Genomic DNA, 16,798 nt, shown 5'->3' with positions numbered 1-16,798 from the left:
TATTTCAGCAGGTGATACCCATGACAACGCAGACTGCGCATACCCGCATAAAGACCATCACCGAGCGTATTGTTGAGCAATCAAAGCCAACCCGCGAAGCCTATCTTGGACGTGTTCGCGAAGCGGCATCGCGCAAGCCGCACCGCTCGATCCTTGGATGCGCCAATCTCGCGCATGGTTTCGCGGCCTGTGGTCCCAATGACAAATCAGCGCTCACCGACGATGTTGTCCCAAATCTCGGCATCATTACCGCATATAATGATATGCTTTCAGCGCATCAGCCCTTTGAAACCTATCCCGATCAGATCCGCAAAGCTGCACGCGAAGCAGGTGGTGTCGCACAGGTTGCAGGCGGCGTACCTGCGATGTGCGATGGGGTCACGCAAGGCTTTGCCGGAATGGAGCTTTCGCTTTTCTCACGCGACGTGATAGCGATGGCAACGGCAGTCGGCCTGTCGCATGATATGTTTGATGCTGCTGTTTATCTTGGCGTTTGCGATAAAATCGTTCCCGGACTTGTGATCGGCGCCTTGAGCTTCGGGCATCTGCCCGCAATTTTCATTCCGGCTGGTCCGATGACAAGCGGCTTGCCAAATGATGAGAAGGCAAAAACCCGTCAACTCTATGCAGAAGGCAAGGTCGGTCGTGCGCAATTGCTCGAATCCGAGTCCAGATCCTATCATGGTCCCGGGACATGCACTTTTTATGGTACGGCCAACTCCAATCAGATGCTGATGGAGATCATGGGGCTGCATTTGCCAGGCGCTTCTTTCATCAATCCCGGCACGCCATTACGCGATGCCCTGACCCGCGAAGCGGCCAAACGTGCATTGGCAATTACTGCATGCGGCAACGAATATACACCCGTTGGGGAAATGCTTGACGAGCGGTCTTTCGTGAACGGTATCATCGGGTTAAATGCTACAGGCGGATCAACCAATCACACCATTCACCTGATCGCCATGGCAGCGGCTGCCGGCATAAAACTGACATGGAAAGATATTTCCGAGATATCAGACGTGGTGCCTTTGCTGGCGCGTGTATATCCAAACGGTCTTGCTGATGTGAACCATTTCCACGCTGCTGGCGGCATGGGTTTTATGATCCGCGAGTTGCTCGACGGTGGCATTCTGCATGAAGATGTCCGCACAGTCTGGGGCGAAGGCCTGCGCCCTTATGCTATTGAACCGAAACTTGGTGCCAATGGCACCGTTATTCGCGAACCAGCACCTGAAAAAAGCGGCGATGACAAGGTTCTGGCCAGGATCGACAATCCTTTCCAGCCAAGTGGCGGCATCAAGGTTCTGACTGGCAATATCGGCAATGCTATCATCAAGGTTTCCGCTGTAAAACCTGAGCGCCATATCATTGAAGCACCGGCGAAAGTCTTCAATGATCAAACTGAATTGCAGGCTGCATTCAAAGCTGGCGATCTCACAGGGGATTTTATCGCAGTGGTGCGCTATCAGGGACCGAAAGCCAACGGCATGCCTGAGCTGCATAAGCTGATGACCGTTCTGGGCATTTTGCAGGATCGTGGACAGCGCGTGGCGCTTGTTACCGATGGCCGTCTTTCCGGCGCCTCCGGCAAAGTGCCGTCCGCAATCCATGTAACACCGGAAGCACTCGATGGCGGAGCTATCGGAAAAATCCGCAATGATGATATTATTCGTCTTGATGCGGTAAACGGGTCTCTGGAAGTCCTGATCAATGACGCAGTTCTTGATGAGCGCATAGAGCGCTGCCCTGATCTATCGGCCAATGAGCATGGCATGGGTCGCGAACTTTTCCGCGCCTTTCGTAACATTGCCGGACGCGCCGATGAGGGCGCCTCGGTGTTCTGAACACGCATATCATAAAATAAGGCAAAACGGTTTTTACGCCGTTTTGCCTCTCAATGATTTCAAAATTCGGGCTTCTTGAAGTTAACGCTGCGGCAAGCGGCCGTTAATGTGTTGGCCATCAGCATGGCAATGGTCATCGGCCCTACGCCACCCGGCACCGGTGTAATGGCACCAGCCAGTTTTTCAGCATCGGCAAAATCGACATCTCCAACCAGACGGGTCTTGCCTTCACCCTTTTCAGGTGCTGGAATACGGTTAATACCCACATCGATCACCGTTGCACCGGGCTTGATCCAATCGCCCTTGACCATTTGTGGCCGACCGACAGCAGCAACCAGAATATCGGCGGTGCGTGCAATTGCTGGCAAGTCCTTGGTATGACTATGTGCAACGGTCACAGTCGCATTGGCTGCAAGCAGAAGATTGAACATTGGCTTGCCAACAATATTGGAACGGCCAATCACAACAGCATTGAGGCCCGACAGATCACGGCCATGAACACGCTCGATCATAATCATTGCACCTGCGGGTGTGCATGGAACAAAGGCCGTATCGATTTCGCCGGTGCCAAGCTTGCCAACATTGATGAAATGAAAACCATCAACGTCTTTTTCCGGTGCGATTGTCTGGATCACACGGCCTGAATCGATATGCTTTGGTAACGGTAACTGAACCAGAATACCGTGAATCGCCGGATCATTGTTCAAGCTATCAATCAGATCCAGAAGTTCCTGTTCAGATGCATTCTCAGTCAGGTCATGCTGGACAGAAACAAAGCCGCATTCCTTGGCTTTTTTGCCTTTTGAGGCAACATAGACCTGACTGGCCGGGTCTTCTCCGACAATCACTACGGCGATTCCGGGCACGACCCCGGTTGCAGCCACGAGCTTTGCAGTCTCGTTTTTTACCGTGGAAATGACGTCCTCGGCGAGCTTCTTGCCATCAATCAGTTGGGCCATGGGAATGCTCCGTTTTAAACAGACGGTACCTTGGTTTAGCCCGCCTTAATTCTAAAAACATGCCAATAAGCGTCATCAGCGAAGATGACAACTCCGGGCAGTAAAATTTCAGGATAAAGTCGCAAAATGCCGGAGCGTGAAAGCGATCTCATAGAGAAGCGCAATCGTCACAAAAACCGTATGATACCTTCGATTGTCGGTAAACATGGCCACAAGACTTGCCACAATCAGCAATGCAATGCGAATAGGATACTCTATTCCGTAAAGATTATAATGATCCATTCCCTTGAGAAGAGTATCAACAATATCAGCGCCATAAAGAAGTGCCAGAATACCAAAGAACCACTTTCGCCGCGACATAAAGTAGTCACGATAGCCAGTATAGTCGCCCATACTGTCGGGGAACAGCAAAGTACACAGCAAAAAATACAGCCCGGCATAAAAAATCACGAAGAAATAGATTTCAAATGTCCAAGTATGAATCATACGCAGGTTGAATTCAAACCACCAGAAATGAATAACCGACAACAGCAGAAAAGCGGCCCATGCAATATGGACCGGATATATGCTCTGCTTACCCGGATGCTGAATGAAGCGTGCAAGCCCGCTTAAGAGGCGTGACACACTCAGGCCAAGAATAATGCCAATAATAATACGGACATGTGTAAAAGCTTCCGCGGGCGGTACACCTGTTGTTAGCAGCGGATCCATTGTTCCCCTCAATAAAGCACCTTAAATCTGCTCCATAAAAGATCAGCATTCAATAAATTGCTATATTTTTATTTCACCGCATATACCACACAGCGCAATCTGCCATGATCGCATTGCCTCCATGTTTTTCTAAGCTAACTTAAAATGACTTGCTTGCAGACTGGCTACTTACAACGCTATACCGGGTCCGGCAAAAGACAATGTACGAACAATCAATTCATGAAGGTGGAACTTTCTCATGCAGGATACAGTCATTCTTGTTGGTTGTGGCAATATGGGCTTCGCCATGCTCAAAGGCTGGCTCGACAGTGGCATTTTGCAAGCCGAGAATGTTCACGTGGTTGAACCTTCCGAAAATCTGCAAACACGCGCAGCGCTTGCCGGTGTCAATGCCTGTTCAAGTGCAGACTCCCTGTCAGATGATCTTAATCCGCGTATGGTGCTGGTAGCTGTCAAGCCGCAGGTGATGGGCGATGTACTGCCTGATTATAAACGGTTTGCACCCACTGCAACTTTCGTCAGTGTGGCCGCAGGTATTCCCGTTTCATTCTTCGAACAACATCTTGGCAGCGAAGCGCGGATCATACGCTGCATGCCGAACACGCCAGCCGCCATTGGCAAGGGAATGCTTGTCACCTATAAAAATGCCAATGTAAAAGAAGACGATGCGGCTTTTGTGAAAAGCCTTCTCAAGACCTCCGGCAAGGTCGCATCCATTGACGATGAAGCGCAGATGGATGCGGTAACTGCTGTTTCCGGCTCTGGTCCCGCCTATGTGTTCCACTTTATCGAAGCACTGACCGATGCCGGCGTAACTGCCGGCCTGCCACGCGAAACGGCAGCACTTCTTGCCATGCAGACCGTAATGGGTGCAGGAGCATTGGCTGCGTCCAGCAACGAAAGCCCGACAAAACTTCGCGAACAGGTTACAAGCCCGAACGGTACCACTGCCGCAGCCCTTGAGGTTTTGATGGGTGAAAATCGTCTCAAGAATCTGATTACAGAAGCCGTGGATGCGGCACGTAAACGTTCGATCGAGCTTGGAAAAGCTTAAACCAATATTCTGGGCACCGCATCGATTAGCGCTTGTGTAACAGGCGCTTGTGGTGCCGCAATCAAATCGCGTGCCGGGCGGCATTCGACAATACGCCCACACTCCATCACAGCTATGCGATCTGCCATTTGTGCAGCGACAGCCAGATCATGCGTGATAAATAAATAAGCTGTGCCTTCAGTCTTCTGTATCTCCTGCAAAAGTTTGAGAATTGCCCCTCGCACCGTTACATCAAGCGCGGAAACAGCTTCATCCAGAACAATAAGCGAAGGCATTGTTGCTAACGCACGCGCAATGGCCACACGTTGACGCTGGCCGCCTGATATCTCATGCACCCCGCGTTTGCTCAATTCAGGATCAAGTCCGACCTTTTGCAAAAGCTCGGAAATATCGCGTCTTATCCCATGAATACGGAGCGGTTCATGCAGCAGATCATGAACCGTTGCACGGGGATTGAATGCCGAAAGCGGGTCCTGAAACACCATTTGCATTCGGGCTCGACGCTGGCGCAATTGTGCACCTTTGAGTGCAAGCCAGTTTTCTCCTTCAAACTCGATCAAACCCGTATCCAGAGCTTGCAGCCTTAGAAGTGCCCGTGCCAACGAAGATTTTCCGCTCCCGGAAGGTCCGACCAGCGCCAGTGTTTCACCAGCTGCAATCTCAAGGCTAACATGGTCAAGTGCCAGTTTCGCGCCATAAGACACAGTAATTTCAGCCGCCTGCAACAGTGCTCTATTCATGACGCATCATCCAGCACAGGAACCGCTGCAATCAATGCTTTCGTATAATCGCTGCGCGGAGTCGCAATGATCTCATGCGCTGGACCAGTCTCAACCAGTTCACCATGGCGGAACACGGCAATGTCATCAGCCAGGTTGGAGGCCAGTGCAATATCATGCGTAATAAACAGCAGCGTCATGCCGCCACCGTGAACCAGGCTGCGCAAAAGTGTCACGATTTCCTGCTGCACGATGGTATCAAGTGCACTGGTTGGCTCGTCCGCAATCAGCAGAAAAGGATTGGCAGCAATAGCAAGTGCAATTGCGATACGTTGTTTTTGCCCACCCGAAAACTGGTGCGGATAGCGCGAGAAGCTCTGTTCGGGAGTGGCTATATGCACTCGCTCCAACAGACTGATCGCTTTTGCTCTTGCCGCATGACGATCAATATTTTCATGGGCACGGATTGTCTCAACCAATTGCATACCAACGCGCATCAAAGGGTCAAAACTGGATGCAGGATCCTGAAATACAAAACCCACATCGCAGCCCGCTTTTGGTTTGCCTTTTGGCCATCTGATTTCGCCTGAAAGTTTAGCATTTGCCGCCAACAAATCGGCAAGGGCCAGAGCCAACGTGCTTTTGCCGGAACCGCTTTCACCAATTATGGCAAGCGTTTTTCCCGATTTGATAGCAAGATTAAGATTATGCAATGCCTGCTCATTGCCATAGCGCACGCCAAGATTTGCAATCGATACAAGCACACTCATAGCTGCACCTCCCGCCGTGATGCAGCTTCGGCAATCCCCTCGCCTGCGAGATAAACACCTATGACTGTAAATACCAAAGCCAGACCCGGCAGGATGGAAAGCCACGGCGCTGAACGCAAAACCGTGCGCCCTTCGGCAATCATGCCACCCCATGTCACCCGATTGGGATCCCCCAACCCAAGAAATGATAGTGCAGCTTCAATCAAAATGGCCGAAGCAACAATCACCGGCACAAGTGCAAGAACAGGCGGCAAGGCATTGGGCAATATCTGCCGCAAAGCAATTTCCAGCGGATGCATGCCAATGACACGCGCTGATGCCACAAAATCGCACTCGCGGATCGACAGAACCTGTCCGCGTGTTAGCCGCGCAGCTTGCGTCCAGCTTGATAATGCAATCGCAGCAATCAGAACCGGCAATGAAGCTCCTGCGATACTAACCAGCGCAAGCGCCAGCAAGAAGCCCGGTACGGTCTGAAAAGCTTCAGTAATACGCATCAGAATTTCATCGACCAGACCACCTGCAAAACCGGCCAATGTTCCAACAAGACTGCCAATGAAAATAGATCCGGCGGCGGCTGTAAATCCCACCAGCAGCGATGTGCGGCTTGCGTGAAAAAGCTCCGACAACACATCTCTGCCCAGACGATCCGTTCCAAGCGGAAATGAAAGATTATCGAAAGGTGCAAGCAGTGGCGGGGCAACAATTCGCTGCGGATCACCGGGAAACAATAATGGCGCAGAAAGTGCTGCTATGATCAACACCAGCAACATCAGCACGCCTGCAATACCCTCTCCAGACCTGCATAAACGTGTAATCCCGCTCATAGCCGATCCTTCCTCGCAGCTATACGCGGATCAAGCCAGACATAAAGAAGATCGACGATAAAGTTGACAGAGATCACCATAATAGCGCTTACGAGTATGACACCCAGCAGCAAGGCTGTATCGCGGCTTGTCACGGCTTCCTGTGCCAGTCGTCCAAGGCCCGGCACAGCAAAGACACTTTCAATCACCACGCTGCCACCCAGCATCGATGCCGCTTGCAGACCAAGCATTGTCACCAATGGCAGAAGTGCGTTGCGTGCCACATGCCGCAATATAATACGTGGACGCGATATGCCTCGTGCCTTGAGAGCACGCACGAAATCCATACGCCAAATATCAACCATAGAGGCACGCATGACACGCAGATAAAGCGCCAGATAAATCAGTGCCAGCGAGACAACTGGCAGCAATAAATGGCGTGCTATATCAAGCGCACGCATAAGACCTTCCTTGCCGGAGGCAATCGTCTCTATGCCACTTGAAGGCAACCATCGCAGCTTGATAGAAAACAGGATGACCAGCACAAGTGCCAGCCAGAAACCCGGAATGGCGTAAAGCACAAGCGAGGCAACGGACAGGAAACGATCGCGTAAGCTTCCGGGCTTTGCCCCTGCCAAAATCCCCAATGCAGACCCGACAGAAAATGACAATGCCGTCGCAGCTCCCATCAGCAAAAGTGTATTGGGCAATCTCTCAAGAATAACATCAAGAATTGGGCGATTGAAACTGACAGACCAGCCAAGATTACCCTGCGAAAGAGCGACAAGATAGGCATTGAGCCTGTGCCAGACGGACTGATCCAGCCCCCATCGTGCGCGTATTTCTGCAATAGCATTTGCATCGCCGCCGAAGCTTACGGCATAGGCATCAACCGCATCACCAGGCGCCAGCTCCAGCATCAGAAAACAGCCAATGATAACAATCAGCAGCACAATAATGCTGCCGATCAAACGTTTGCGAAAAAGAGTCAGAATCTGCGCCACGCTTTGAACTTATAGTCAAAGCAGCGCTTCGTCACTGCGCAATCCACAAATCTGCCCAGTTGGAAACCGCCCAGCGTGGATTGTTGGAAATGTTTTTAACGCGATCATTTGCAACCGTGATAAAGCTCCATTCAGCAACATTGACAAGTGGCAGATCAGCTTCGACCAATTTCTGAAACTGGTGATAAAGTTCGATACGCTTATGTTCGTCAATTTCATGTGCAGCCTTCGCAATGACTGCATCCAGCTGCGCATTGGCATAGCCGCCCTGATTTGAAAACGGCACCCCTGCTGCAATGCCACTTTCAACCAGAATGGTCGTTGAGATCGCCGGATCACCGCGATAAACTGTTGGTGCAATAGCAAGATCGAAATCATGATCCGTATAAACTGCCTTCTGATGCGCAGCTGAATCATTGTTGACGATGCGTGCATCAATACCGATTTCTGCCAGCGCCTGCCGCAAATAATCACCGAACTGCCTGGTTTCGTTGAAATATGGGGCTGGAAGTAATTTCAATGAAAAGCGCGTGCCATCCTTGCCCCGTTTGTAACCGGCTTCATCCAGCAGCGCATTGGCCTTGGCCACATCAAAGGGATAAGTGGCAACATCACCCGTATAAAACTGGCTGTCATATTGCGGAACAGGTCCTGTCGACGGCTTGGCATAACCAAGGAAAATCGTCTTGACCACAAAACCCCGGTCAATCGCATGGGCAATTGCCTGACGCACCTTGATATCTGCCAGTGCCTTACGCCGGTGATTGATCTCTACCACCAGCTGATAGGTCAGCGCCTCATAACCCTTGGACACAACATCAAGGCCCGGCACTTTCGATATCCGATCAAGATCAGCCAGAGGCACGGCTGAAAATGCAGCAAGGTCTATTTCCCCGGCCTCCAGCGCACCTGCAGCCGCTGCACGGTCTGGCAATACACGATAAATAATCTCATCGAGATAAGGCTCTCCCTCACCCCAGTAATCTTCGTTCTTTACAAGGCGATAATATTCCCCGGCCTTATGCTCGGCATATTTGAACGGACCAGTACCAACCAGCTTTTCATTAGCGGGATTGCTGGCAATATCCGTACCCTCAAACACATGTTTGGGCAACACCGCGGTAAGAGCTGGCAAGGCATTACGAATAAGCTGAAACGGCGTTGGCTCACTGAAATGAAAAACTGCTATATGCTTATCCGGTGTTTCAACCTTTTCAAGCGCCTTGAAAACGACACGACCAAGATTTTGCAACGGTTTCCATACCTGCATGGCTGAAAATGCCACATCTTCCGAAGTGAACGGCGTACCGTCATGCCACTTCACACCGTCACGCAAATGAAATGTAGCGCTCAAACCGTCGTCAGCGCCTTCCCAGCTGATTGCAAGGCGTGGTTCCAGGCCATTTTCCCCATCAAATGACGCTTCAGCCAAAGGTTCTATAATCTTGCTTGCAACAAAAAAAACCCCATTGGACGCGACAATCGCAGGATTGAGATTACGTGGCTCGGAATCGGCTGCAACGACCAGCCGACCGCCTTTTTGTGGTACTTGGTCTGCCCGTGCCCAACCGGACAAAAGCGGTAATGCTACAAGTGAGGTTGATCCAACCAGAAATCCCCTGCGTGATGTGACAAACCAAGCCATATCCCTGCCTCCAAAATTCAGTTGCCTTTGTTTACAACAGCACTGAAATAATTACAGAGAAATTATCACTCCATCGCAAATTTCGCAGCTGCGCCATGCTTGATCAAGTTCATCCACACAACCTAGCCACATCCGTAAACCGCTACTTAAATAGGCTTATAAGCAATCACGTCCATTTCTACTTTAGCGTCGACCATTAATGGTGATTGCACGGTTGATCGTGCCGGAGGATGATCAATGAAGTGCTTTTGAAACACTGCGTTGAAGCTGGAGAAATCGCGCGCATCGTCCAGCCAAGCATTGACTTTGACGACATCCGCCAAAGTGCAGTCAGCGAGTGCCAGAACATCCTTGATGTTGGCAACGACCTGTTCTGTCTGGGCCACGATATTGCCCGGAACGACTTCGCCATCAATCGTTGGCACTTGACCAGAAACATAAATAAAATCACCTGCCCGTACAGCCTTGGCAAAAGGGCGGCGTTGTCCACCCGCCTGTTGATCAGCAACAGCATAACGGGTTATTCTCTTGTTACTCATGTCTCAAAAAATCCTCAATTTTTAACCGTAAGAGCCATGTCATACGCCTTGATAGCCTCGACAGCCTTTGCAGCAACTTCTTTCACATTCTGTCCCGGACGGTAAAGGCTGCTCCCTAGACCGAATGTTCGTATACCTGCTGCTCCATAAGCTGCAAAATCACGGTTTGACACTCCCCCGACTGCACCAATAATGGTATCTTTCGGCAGTATCGTGCTCATTGCAGAAATGCCCGCCGCTCCGAGCGCGCAAGCAGGAAAAAATTTCAAGGCCGATGCCCCGAGGCGGACTGCCATCAATGCTTCTGTCGGACTGAAAACACCCGGCAACGTCACCATGGCATTTAACTGGGCGATCTTGATCACCTGCGCATCGATATTGGGGCTGACCATGAGACGCCCGCCGCATTCTGCAACCCGTGCACAATCCTCGCCGGTTAAAACTGTTCCGGCCCCAACCAGGCAATTCGCGCCAAAGCGTTTGCTAAGGCGTTCAATAGACTGAAAGGCATCGGGTGAATTGAGCGGCACTTCGATGGCTTCAAAACCAGCATTGATAAGCGCATCGGCAACCCCCTCCACTTCGTCAGGGAGAATACCGCGTAGGATAGCGACCAGCGAACGGCGAAAATCAGGCCATGGCACATGAAGAGGAATAAATGCTTGGGCCATCTTATTTATCCATATTCCAGAGATTACGCGCGGCTTTGTGCAATCCGTTACGCGAAGCGGCTTCGGCATCCTTCGTGACAGGCTGATAATCAGCATGCTGCATGGCTTTCGCATAAAGCGATGCAAGGTCCCCACTCCCGATCAAAATGAAATGCTCATTTTTGGACACTTCTTTGACCGCATCCGCAATTTCAACACCGATGATTAAACCTGATAACCAGTCCTTACCGTTCTCACGCTCGGAAAAGCCCAGAAGCTGGCTGGCACGCAAAGCAAAGAGGCTCGAAGTCAGGCTCCCAGGATTCTCAAGCCCCATCTCCACACCGGCAAAAAATGCTGAACTTTTCAGTACCGCTGCGTCCTCTCGGTCAATAGCATGCTTGAGGATACTGTGGCTGGACAGAACAGAGAAAAGTTCTCCTGTCATATAAGTCGTGAAGGATTTTACGACACCGTCCACTATCCGCACCCATTTGCTATGTGTGCCGGGAATGCAGACAATACCAGAAAAATCAACATCAATAGCACCCAGAAGTTGTGTCTCCTCCCCACGCATGACATCCGGTCTGTTTTTATCCGTCTGCGCCAGGCCCGGCAGAATCCGAACATCTGCTAAAAATGGTGCCATAACTGACCCAAAATGCAAACTACCTAGCGCCGTAGGTGTATGGAGATATGGTGCTTCAACCCAGCCCTGTCGTGCGCCTGCCATGCCACAGATCAAGACCGGCAAACCTGCGGGAGCATTCAGTTTTTCAAGATGCGCCGCAAGTACTGGGGCGAAGCCATTATCAGCGCAATAGAGCATACCTTCAGACGATCTGCTCTCTGCCATCACATGTCCCGCGGAACTCAGCAGCCAGGCACGAAAGCTGCTTGTTCCCCAATCCACGCCAATAAAAGCCAGTTTCTGAGCTTTATTCTCAATCATACTATTGGGTTTCCTGCACCAGATGCCCCGGAGATACTTCCCGATAGATTTTTTGCGGCGGTATATAATCGAGTGGGCGCAATGGACTTTTGATTTCTTCACCAAGTTGTGGCCGCGTGAGTTTGTGCGCATCTGGGTCGGGGATCGGAACAGCATCAATGAGGCGGCGCGTATATGGGTGCTGCGGATTATTAAAAATGGCCTGTCGAGGACCAATCTCTACAATTTCCCCAAGGTACATAACAGCCACGCGGTGGCTTATACGTTCGACCACAGCCATATCGTGACTGATGAAAAGATAAGCCAGATCATGCGTTTCCTGCAAATCCATCAGGAGATTGGCCACCTGCGCCTTGACCGAAACATCAAGCGCGGAAACAGCCTCATCCGCAACAATAAGTTTTGGCTCAAGTGCCAGTGCCCGGGCAATCGAAATGCGCTGACGCTGGCCACCGGAAAACTCATGCGGAAAGCGATCTGCCATGGCAGCTGAAAGACCAACCTGTTGCAGAAGCGCTGCCACTTTCTCCTTCGCCTGTTGTTTCTTCATAATCCCATGCGAAAGCATCGGTTCGGCAATGGCGGCCCCTATACGGATACGCGGATTGAGCGAGGCAAAGGGGTCCTGAAATATCATTTGCGCATTGCGGCGCATGCTGCGTAACGATGACGCCCCAAGTTTCGTCACGTCCTCACCATTGATAACGATACTGCCGGAGGTCGGTTGCAAAAGGCGCATGATCGCACGCCCGGTAGTGGATTTGCCACAACCCGATTCCCCCACCAGTGCAATCGTTTCACCCGGCCGCAGATTGAATGAAACATTTTCAACCGCATGAATACGCCCATTAGGCAGATCGAAACGCACCACAATGTCAGAGGCTTCAAGGATCGGTCTGCGCTCGGCACTAACAGGCTTTGTCACGCGACCATCCTCGGCCTCACCTGTTTCTGGATTGACTTCAGGAAAGCGTTTGGGCGCAACGGCATCTCCCATGGTACCTAGACGAGGAATAGAAGCGAGAAGTGCTTTTGTATAAGCAGCCTTGGGGCTTCCAAAAACATCTCTAGTTGTACCCGTCTCAACCATATCGCCGCGAAGCATGACAACGGTACGATCCGCGACTTCCGCTACCACGCCCATATCATGGGTTATGAAGAGAACAGCCATGTTCTCTTCATGCTGTAATTCACGGATAAGATGCAATATTTCAGCCTGAATGGTCACGTCGAGTGCCGTTGTCGGCTCATCAGCAATCAGCAATCTGGGTTTACAGGCAAGTGCCATGGCAATCATGACACGCTGGCGCATACCGCCCGAAAACTTGTGCGGATATTCATGAAGTCGCGTTTTTGCAGCCGGAATACGCACACGTTCCATAAGCTGCAACGCCTGTGCTTCAGCCTGTTTCCAGCTTAGTCTCTGATGCAGAACCAGCGCTTCAGCAAGTTGGTTCCCAATAGTGAAAACCGGATTAAGCGAAGTCATCGGCTCCTGAAAGATCATGCCGATGGAGCCACCGCGAACGGAGCGCATTTCCGCTTCTGACACCTGTAACAAATCACGTCCGTCAAGCATAATACGGCCCTGAGAACGCGATTTACCTGCAGGCAAAAGCCGCATGGTTGAAAGCGCAGTCACACTTTTGCCTGAACCGCTTTCACCTACGATGGCGACGGTTTCACCAGCGTGAACCTGAAAATCAATATCGCGAATAACCGCTCGCCATCCTTGTGCAGTCTTGAAAGAGGTAGTCAGTTTTTCAACCGACAGAACCGGCTTTGTATCAAGATTTACTTCAGTCATGATCAGCTTTCCTTCGCCAGACGCGGATCAACAAGATCGCGCAGACCATCGCCAACCAATTGCAGCGACAGAACGGAAAAGACGATTGCAAGACCAGGGAACAGCATGAGCCATGGCGCATTGTTCATGTATTCACGGCCCGAAGCCAGCATCGTTCCCCATGTTGGCATGTCAGAAGAAACACCTACGCCTAAGAACGAAAGGCTGGCTTCCGCAAGCATTGCCGATGCAAAGACAAATGTTGCCTGAACGAGAATAGGCGAGGCAAGATTAAGGAGTACATGGCGCAACAAAACTTGCCATGTCGGCAGCCCCAGCGAAATTGCAGCTTCGATATATGGCATTTCACGAATAACCAGTGTCGAGCCGCGCACGATACGCGCCAAGCGCGGCGCATAGGTGATGCCAAGCGCAATAATGACGGTCATAAGCGAAGGCCCAAGCGCTGCGACCAGAGCGATTGCCAGAAGAATATCCGGAAATGACATCATTGCATCGAGAAGACGCGAGATTGGCGCATCAAGCCTTCGGAAATAGCCCGCCGTTACCCCCAGAAAGATACCAAGAACAGTAGAGATAACCACCACACCCAGACTGACGAGTAATGAAATGCGCCCAGCATAAATGGCGCGTGAGAAAATATCTCGTCCGAACTCATCGGTGCCAAAGAAATGCGAAAGAGATGGACTCTGCAGTTTGTTGACGATTGAGAGTTTGTTGGGCGCGTAAGGCGCCACCCATGGCGCCAGCAATGCCGCCACAACCACAACTATAAGAATGAGCAACCCAAGTGCAATGGCTCGATTGCCGAAGAGTCGGCGTAGGTTGTTCACAAAAGGTATGGAGAAGGAAGCGAGCGTCATAGTCTTACCCTCGGATCAACCAGAATATAAAGAAGATCGACGATGAAGTTGATCAACACATAGATCGCTGCGACCAGCAGCAATGTGCCCTGAATAACCGGATAATCACGTCGAAGAACGGCAGAAACCACAAGATTACCAATACCGGGAAGGCCAAACACTGTTTCTGTCACTACCGCCCCCGCAACCAGCATAGCTATCGATAGGCCAATGACGGTTATAATGGGTACAAGTGCGTTCTTGAATGCATGTTTGAGAATAACACGACGCTCACTTGCTCCTTTGGCACGTGCTGTGCGTACATAGTCATCGCCAAGAACATCCAGCATGGCCGCCCGCGTAAAGCGTGTAATGAGCGCAGAATTGACAACACCTAACGCTATTGCCGGTAAAACAAGATGGTGCAGCCTGTCGAGAAAGCCGGTATCCGGTCCACCATAGCCTGAAGCCGGAAACCACCCCATACCGACAGCAAGCGTCTGTATGAGGATGAGACCAAGCCAGAAGCTGGGAACACTGGCAGCAACCATGGTAAGCGTTACCACCGACTGATCGAAAAAAGTTCCGCGTTTGACGGCCGAGAGAACTCCGACCGGCAATGCAATCAGCACTGCAATCAGAATGGAAAACAATGTGAGAAAGAATGTTGGCTCTGCTCGTGCGGCAAGCGCTTGTGTCACAGGCTGATTAAGGAAGATGGACTGCCCCAGGTCCCCCTGAAATATGCCCAGTACGAACTGAGCATATTGCATAAGAATGGGTGCATCCAGCCCCATTCTCGCACGCAGATCAGCAATGTCCTGTGGGGTTGCATCCGACCCAAGCATGACTGCTGCCGGATCGCCCGGCGTTACACGCACAATGATGAAAACAACAGTTACCACCAATGCCAGCACAACCAGCATACCGGCAAGACGGCTTAACAGTGCCCAAGCGATCCTCTGCATGTTAAGCGCCTTACTTTTTAGGGGTCACATTCCAAAAATGTGGCCAATAGGTTGGCGTATAATCGGTGATTGTATTTGCAACACCGGACAAGGCGTTAAAGTTACCGACCTTGTAAAGCGGAGCATCATCATAGATGACCGTTTGAATACCTTCCCAGGCCTTCAGTTTTTCCTCATCCGTGGTGGCGTCCATATATTGCGCGACAGCTTTGGCTTTCTGGTCAGAAACATACCAGCCCGGGTAGGAATCAGTGATCGTATTGATTGTTGTCGGGTCACCGGGAAAATTGGAATGAGTGATAAAGATGTCCCATTGTTTTGGATCGGCACGGCGTGTGGTCAGGGTTGCCCAGTCCACCACCTGAAAATCAACCTTGAAGCCGGCTGCCTCCAGATAGGCCTTGGCAACTTCACCAATCTTGTAATGAAATTCATATTGTCGGCTCGTCAAAAGACGAATTGGTGTGCCATCATAGCCTGCTTCCTTTAGAAGCTTTGCCGCCGCTTCAGGATCACCGTCACCATAACGGGCAACACCTGCTTCGGTGTGCCAGTAAAAGCCCTTCGGAAAAATCGAACCATCAACACTATAAAAGCGCTCGTCAGAAAAAGCTGCCAACATCATGTCAGATGCATTTAATGCTGCCTGCACCGCCTGACGCAGTTCCTTTTTGGTTAACACGCCTTCCTTCATATTCATATTGAGCGATGCCCAACCGGTATTTTCAAAAATAACAGGCTTGGCCTTGTCGCTTCCCTCAACTCGCTCAAAAGCGCTCACAGGCAGAGAGTCAGCAAAATCAAACTGGCCAGAAATCAGGCCTTCGACGCGGGTATTGGCATCGGGAACCGGCACAAAACGCAGTTCTTTGGCGATGGCTTCACGTTTTCCAGCATAATTACTCGGTTCGCCTTCAGGCGATTTATAATCGTCAAAACGCACAAGCTGCGTATATTGGTCGGGCTTGCGCTCTTTAAGTGCATATGGGCCAGTACCAATAAACTTGGTCAGTGTATCTTCAACCGTTTCGGAAGGAATAATAACCGAAGCCTGAGACAGTGTGGCCAAAAGTGGCGCATAGCGCGATTTAAGCTTGATGATAACAGCATGATCGCCATCTTCGCTAAGACTTTCGACAACTTCTGAAACCTGCTTGCCTTTGGTGTTAATCTCCATCCAGCGATTGAGTGATGCAACAACATCCTTGGCATCAAAATCGCTGCCATCGTGGAATTTTACACCCTCACGTAAAGGAATACGGTAAGTGAGGCCATCTTCCGATATTTCGGGCATGGATGCGGCAAGCAGCGGCACCGACTTCCACTCGTCATCATAGGTGAACAGCGTCTCAAAAATATGCTGATCAATAGTCAGCACGATATCTGTCGGTGTTTGCATGACATCAAGCGTCGGCGGTTCACCAATGGTTGCAATAGTCAGAATGCCATCTTGAGCCTGTGCGAGTGCAATCACGCTTGAACAGGCAAGAGCAGCGGTTGCAACTGCAATCAAAAGACCTTTTTTCAT

Annotated in this window: 16 protein-coding genes; 2 read left to right on the top strand and 14 right to left on the bottom strand. The window is 50.9% G+C overall.

Annotated features, from left to right (window positions below; translation table 11 throughout):
• Window positions 1-20 precede the first annotated feature (20 nt).
• Window positions 21-1,844, top strand: coding sequence for a phosphogluconate dehydratase (edd, locus tag FHY56_RS00295; protein ID WP_140903193.1), 1,824 nt, complete (start codon window positions 21-23; stop codon window positions 1,842-1,844).
• Between the two features lie 59 nt (window positions 1,845-1,903).
• On the opposite strand, the gene folD is transcribed toward edd, so the two are convergent.
• Window positions 1,904-2,803, bottom strand: a complete 900-nt coding sequence (folD, locus tag FHY56_RS00290; RefSeq protein ID WP_140903192.1) for a bifunctional methylenetetrahydrofolate dehydrogenase/methenyltetrahydrofolate cyclohydrolase FolD — start codon at window positions 2,801-2,803, stop codon at window positions 1,904-1,906.
• A gap of 108 nt (window positions 2,804-2,911) precedes the next feature.
• Complete coding sequence (locus FHY56_RS00285) at window positions 2,912-3,514, bottom strand: hypothetical protein (protein WP_140903191.1); 603 nt, start codon at window positions 3,512-3,514, stop codon at window positions 2,912-2,914.
• A gap of 238 nt (window positions 3,515-3,752) precedes the next feature.
• On the opposite strand from FHY56_RS00285, the gene proC reads away from it, so the two are divergent.
• Entirely contained in the window at window positions 3,753-4,568 is an 816-nt protein-coding gene (gene proC / locus FHY56_RS00280) for a pyrroline-5-carboxylate reductase (RefSeq protein WP_140903190.1), read from the top strand.
• On the opposite strand, the gene FHY56_RS00275 is transcribed toward proC, so the two are convergent.
• From FHY56_RS00275 to FHY56_RS00220, 12 genes are all read right to left on the bottom strand, one after another.
• A complete protein-coding gene (locus FHY56_RS00275) occupies window positions 4,565-5,308 on the bottom strand; it encodes an ATP-binding cassette domain-containing protein (RefSeq protein WP_140903189.1) in 744 nt (247 codons plus the stop codon). The two genes, proC and FHY56_RS00275, sit on opposite strands and share 4 nt — an antisense overlap.
• Window positions 5,305-6,057, bottom strand: a complete 753-nt coding sequence (locus FHY56_RS00270; protein ID WP_140903188.1) for an ATP-binding cassette domain-containing protein — start codon at window positions 6,055-6,057, stop codon at window positions 5,305-5,307. Before FHY56_RS00270 ends, FHY56_RS00275 begins: the two co-directional genes overlap by 4 nt.
• The gene (locus FHY56_RS00265; RefSeq protein ID WP_140903187.1) at window positions 6,054-6,884 is read right to left on the bottom strand and encodes an ABC transporter permease; all 831 of its coding nucleotides are present in this window, start codon (window positions 6,882-6,884) and stop codon (window positions 6,054-6,056) included. Before FHY56_RS00265 ends, FHY56_RS00270 begins: the two co-directional genes overlap by 4 nt.
• Window positions 6,881-7,867, bottom strand: coding sequence for an ABC transporter permease (locus FHY56_RS00260; protein WP_140903186.1), 987 nt, complete (start codon window positions 7,865-7,867; stop codon window positions 6,881-6,883). Before FHY56_RS00260 ends, FHY56_RS00265 begins: the two co-directional genes overlap by 4 nt.
• Before the next feature lie 31 nt (window positions 7,868-7,898).
• On the bottom strand, window positions 7,899-9,512 hold the full coding sequence (locus FHY56_RS00255; protein WP_140903185.1) for an ABC transporter substrate-binding protein: 1,614 nt from the start codon (window positions 9,510-9,512) through the stop codon (window positions 7,899-7,901).
• Between the two features lie 146 nt (window positions 9,513-9,658).
• Window positions 9,659-10,051 (bottom strand): RidA family protein, encoded by a 393-nt coding sequence (locus tag FHY56_RS00250; RefSeq protein ID WP_140903184.1) that lies wholly within the window; start codon window positions 10,049-10,051, stop codon window positions 9,659-9,661.
• 14 nt (window positions 10,052-10,065) lie between these two features.
• Window positions 10,066-10,722, bottom strand: coding sequence for a 2-dehydro-3-deoxy-6-phosphogalactonate aldolase (locus FHY56_RS00245; RefSeq protein WP_235889385.1), 657 nt, complete (start codon window positions 10,720-10,722; stop codon window positions 10,066-10,068).
• 1 nt (window position 10,723) lies between these two features.
• Window positions 10,724-11,653, bottom strand: coding sequence for a 2-dehydro-3-deoxygalactonokinase (locus FHY56_RS00240; RefSeq protein ID WP_140903183.1), 930 nt, complete (start codon window positions 11,651-11,653; stop codon window positions 10,724-10,726).
• A 1-nt stretch (window position 11,654) separates the two neighbouring features.
• The gene (locus FHY56_RS00235; protein ID WP_140903182.1) at window positions 11,655-13,460 is read right to left on the bottom strand and encodes an ABC transporter ATP-binding protein; all 1,806 of its coding nucleotides are present in this window, start codon (window positions 13,458-13,460) and stop codon (window positions 11,655-11,657) included.
• Window positions 13,461-13,462: 2 nt separating this feature from the next.
• Window positions 13,463-14,323, bottom strand: coding sequence for an ABC transporter permease (locus tag FHY56_RS00230; protein ID WP_140903181.1), 861 nt, complete (start codon window positions 14,321-14,323; stop codon window positions 13,463-13,465).
• Window positions 14,320-15,270 (bottom strand): ABC transporter permease, encoded by a 951-nt coding sequence (locus FHY56_RS00225; RefSeq protein WP_376889962.1) that lies wholly within the window; start codon window positions 15,268-15,270, stop codon window positions 14,320-14,322. Before FHY56_RS00225 ends, FHY56_RS00230 begins: the two co-directional genes overlap by 4 nt.
• Window positions 15,271-15,280: 10 nt before the next feature.
• The gene (locus FHY56_RS00220; protein WP_140903180.1) at window positions 15,281-16,798 is read right to left on the bottom strand and encodes an ABC transporter substrate-binding protein; all 1,518 of its coding nucleotides are present in this window, start codon (window positions 16,796-16,798) and stop codon (window positions 15,281-15,283) included.

It is taken from the genome of Brucella gallinifaecis, assembly GCF_006476605.1.
In the GTDB taxonomy this organism is placed as follows: domain Bacteria; phylum Pseudomonadota; class Alphaproteobacteria; order Rhizobiales; family Rhizobiaceae; genus Brucella; species Brucella gallinifaecis.
This window is presented reverse-complemented; position numbering and strand designations above follow the sequence as displayed.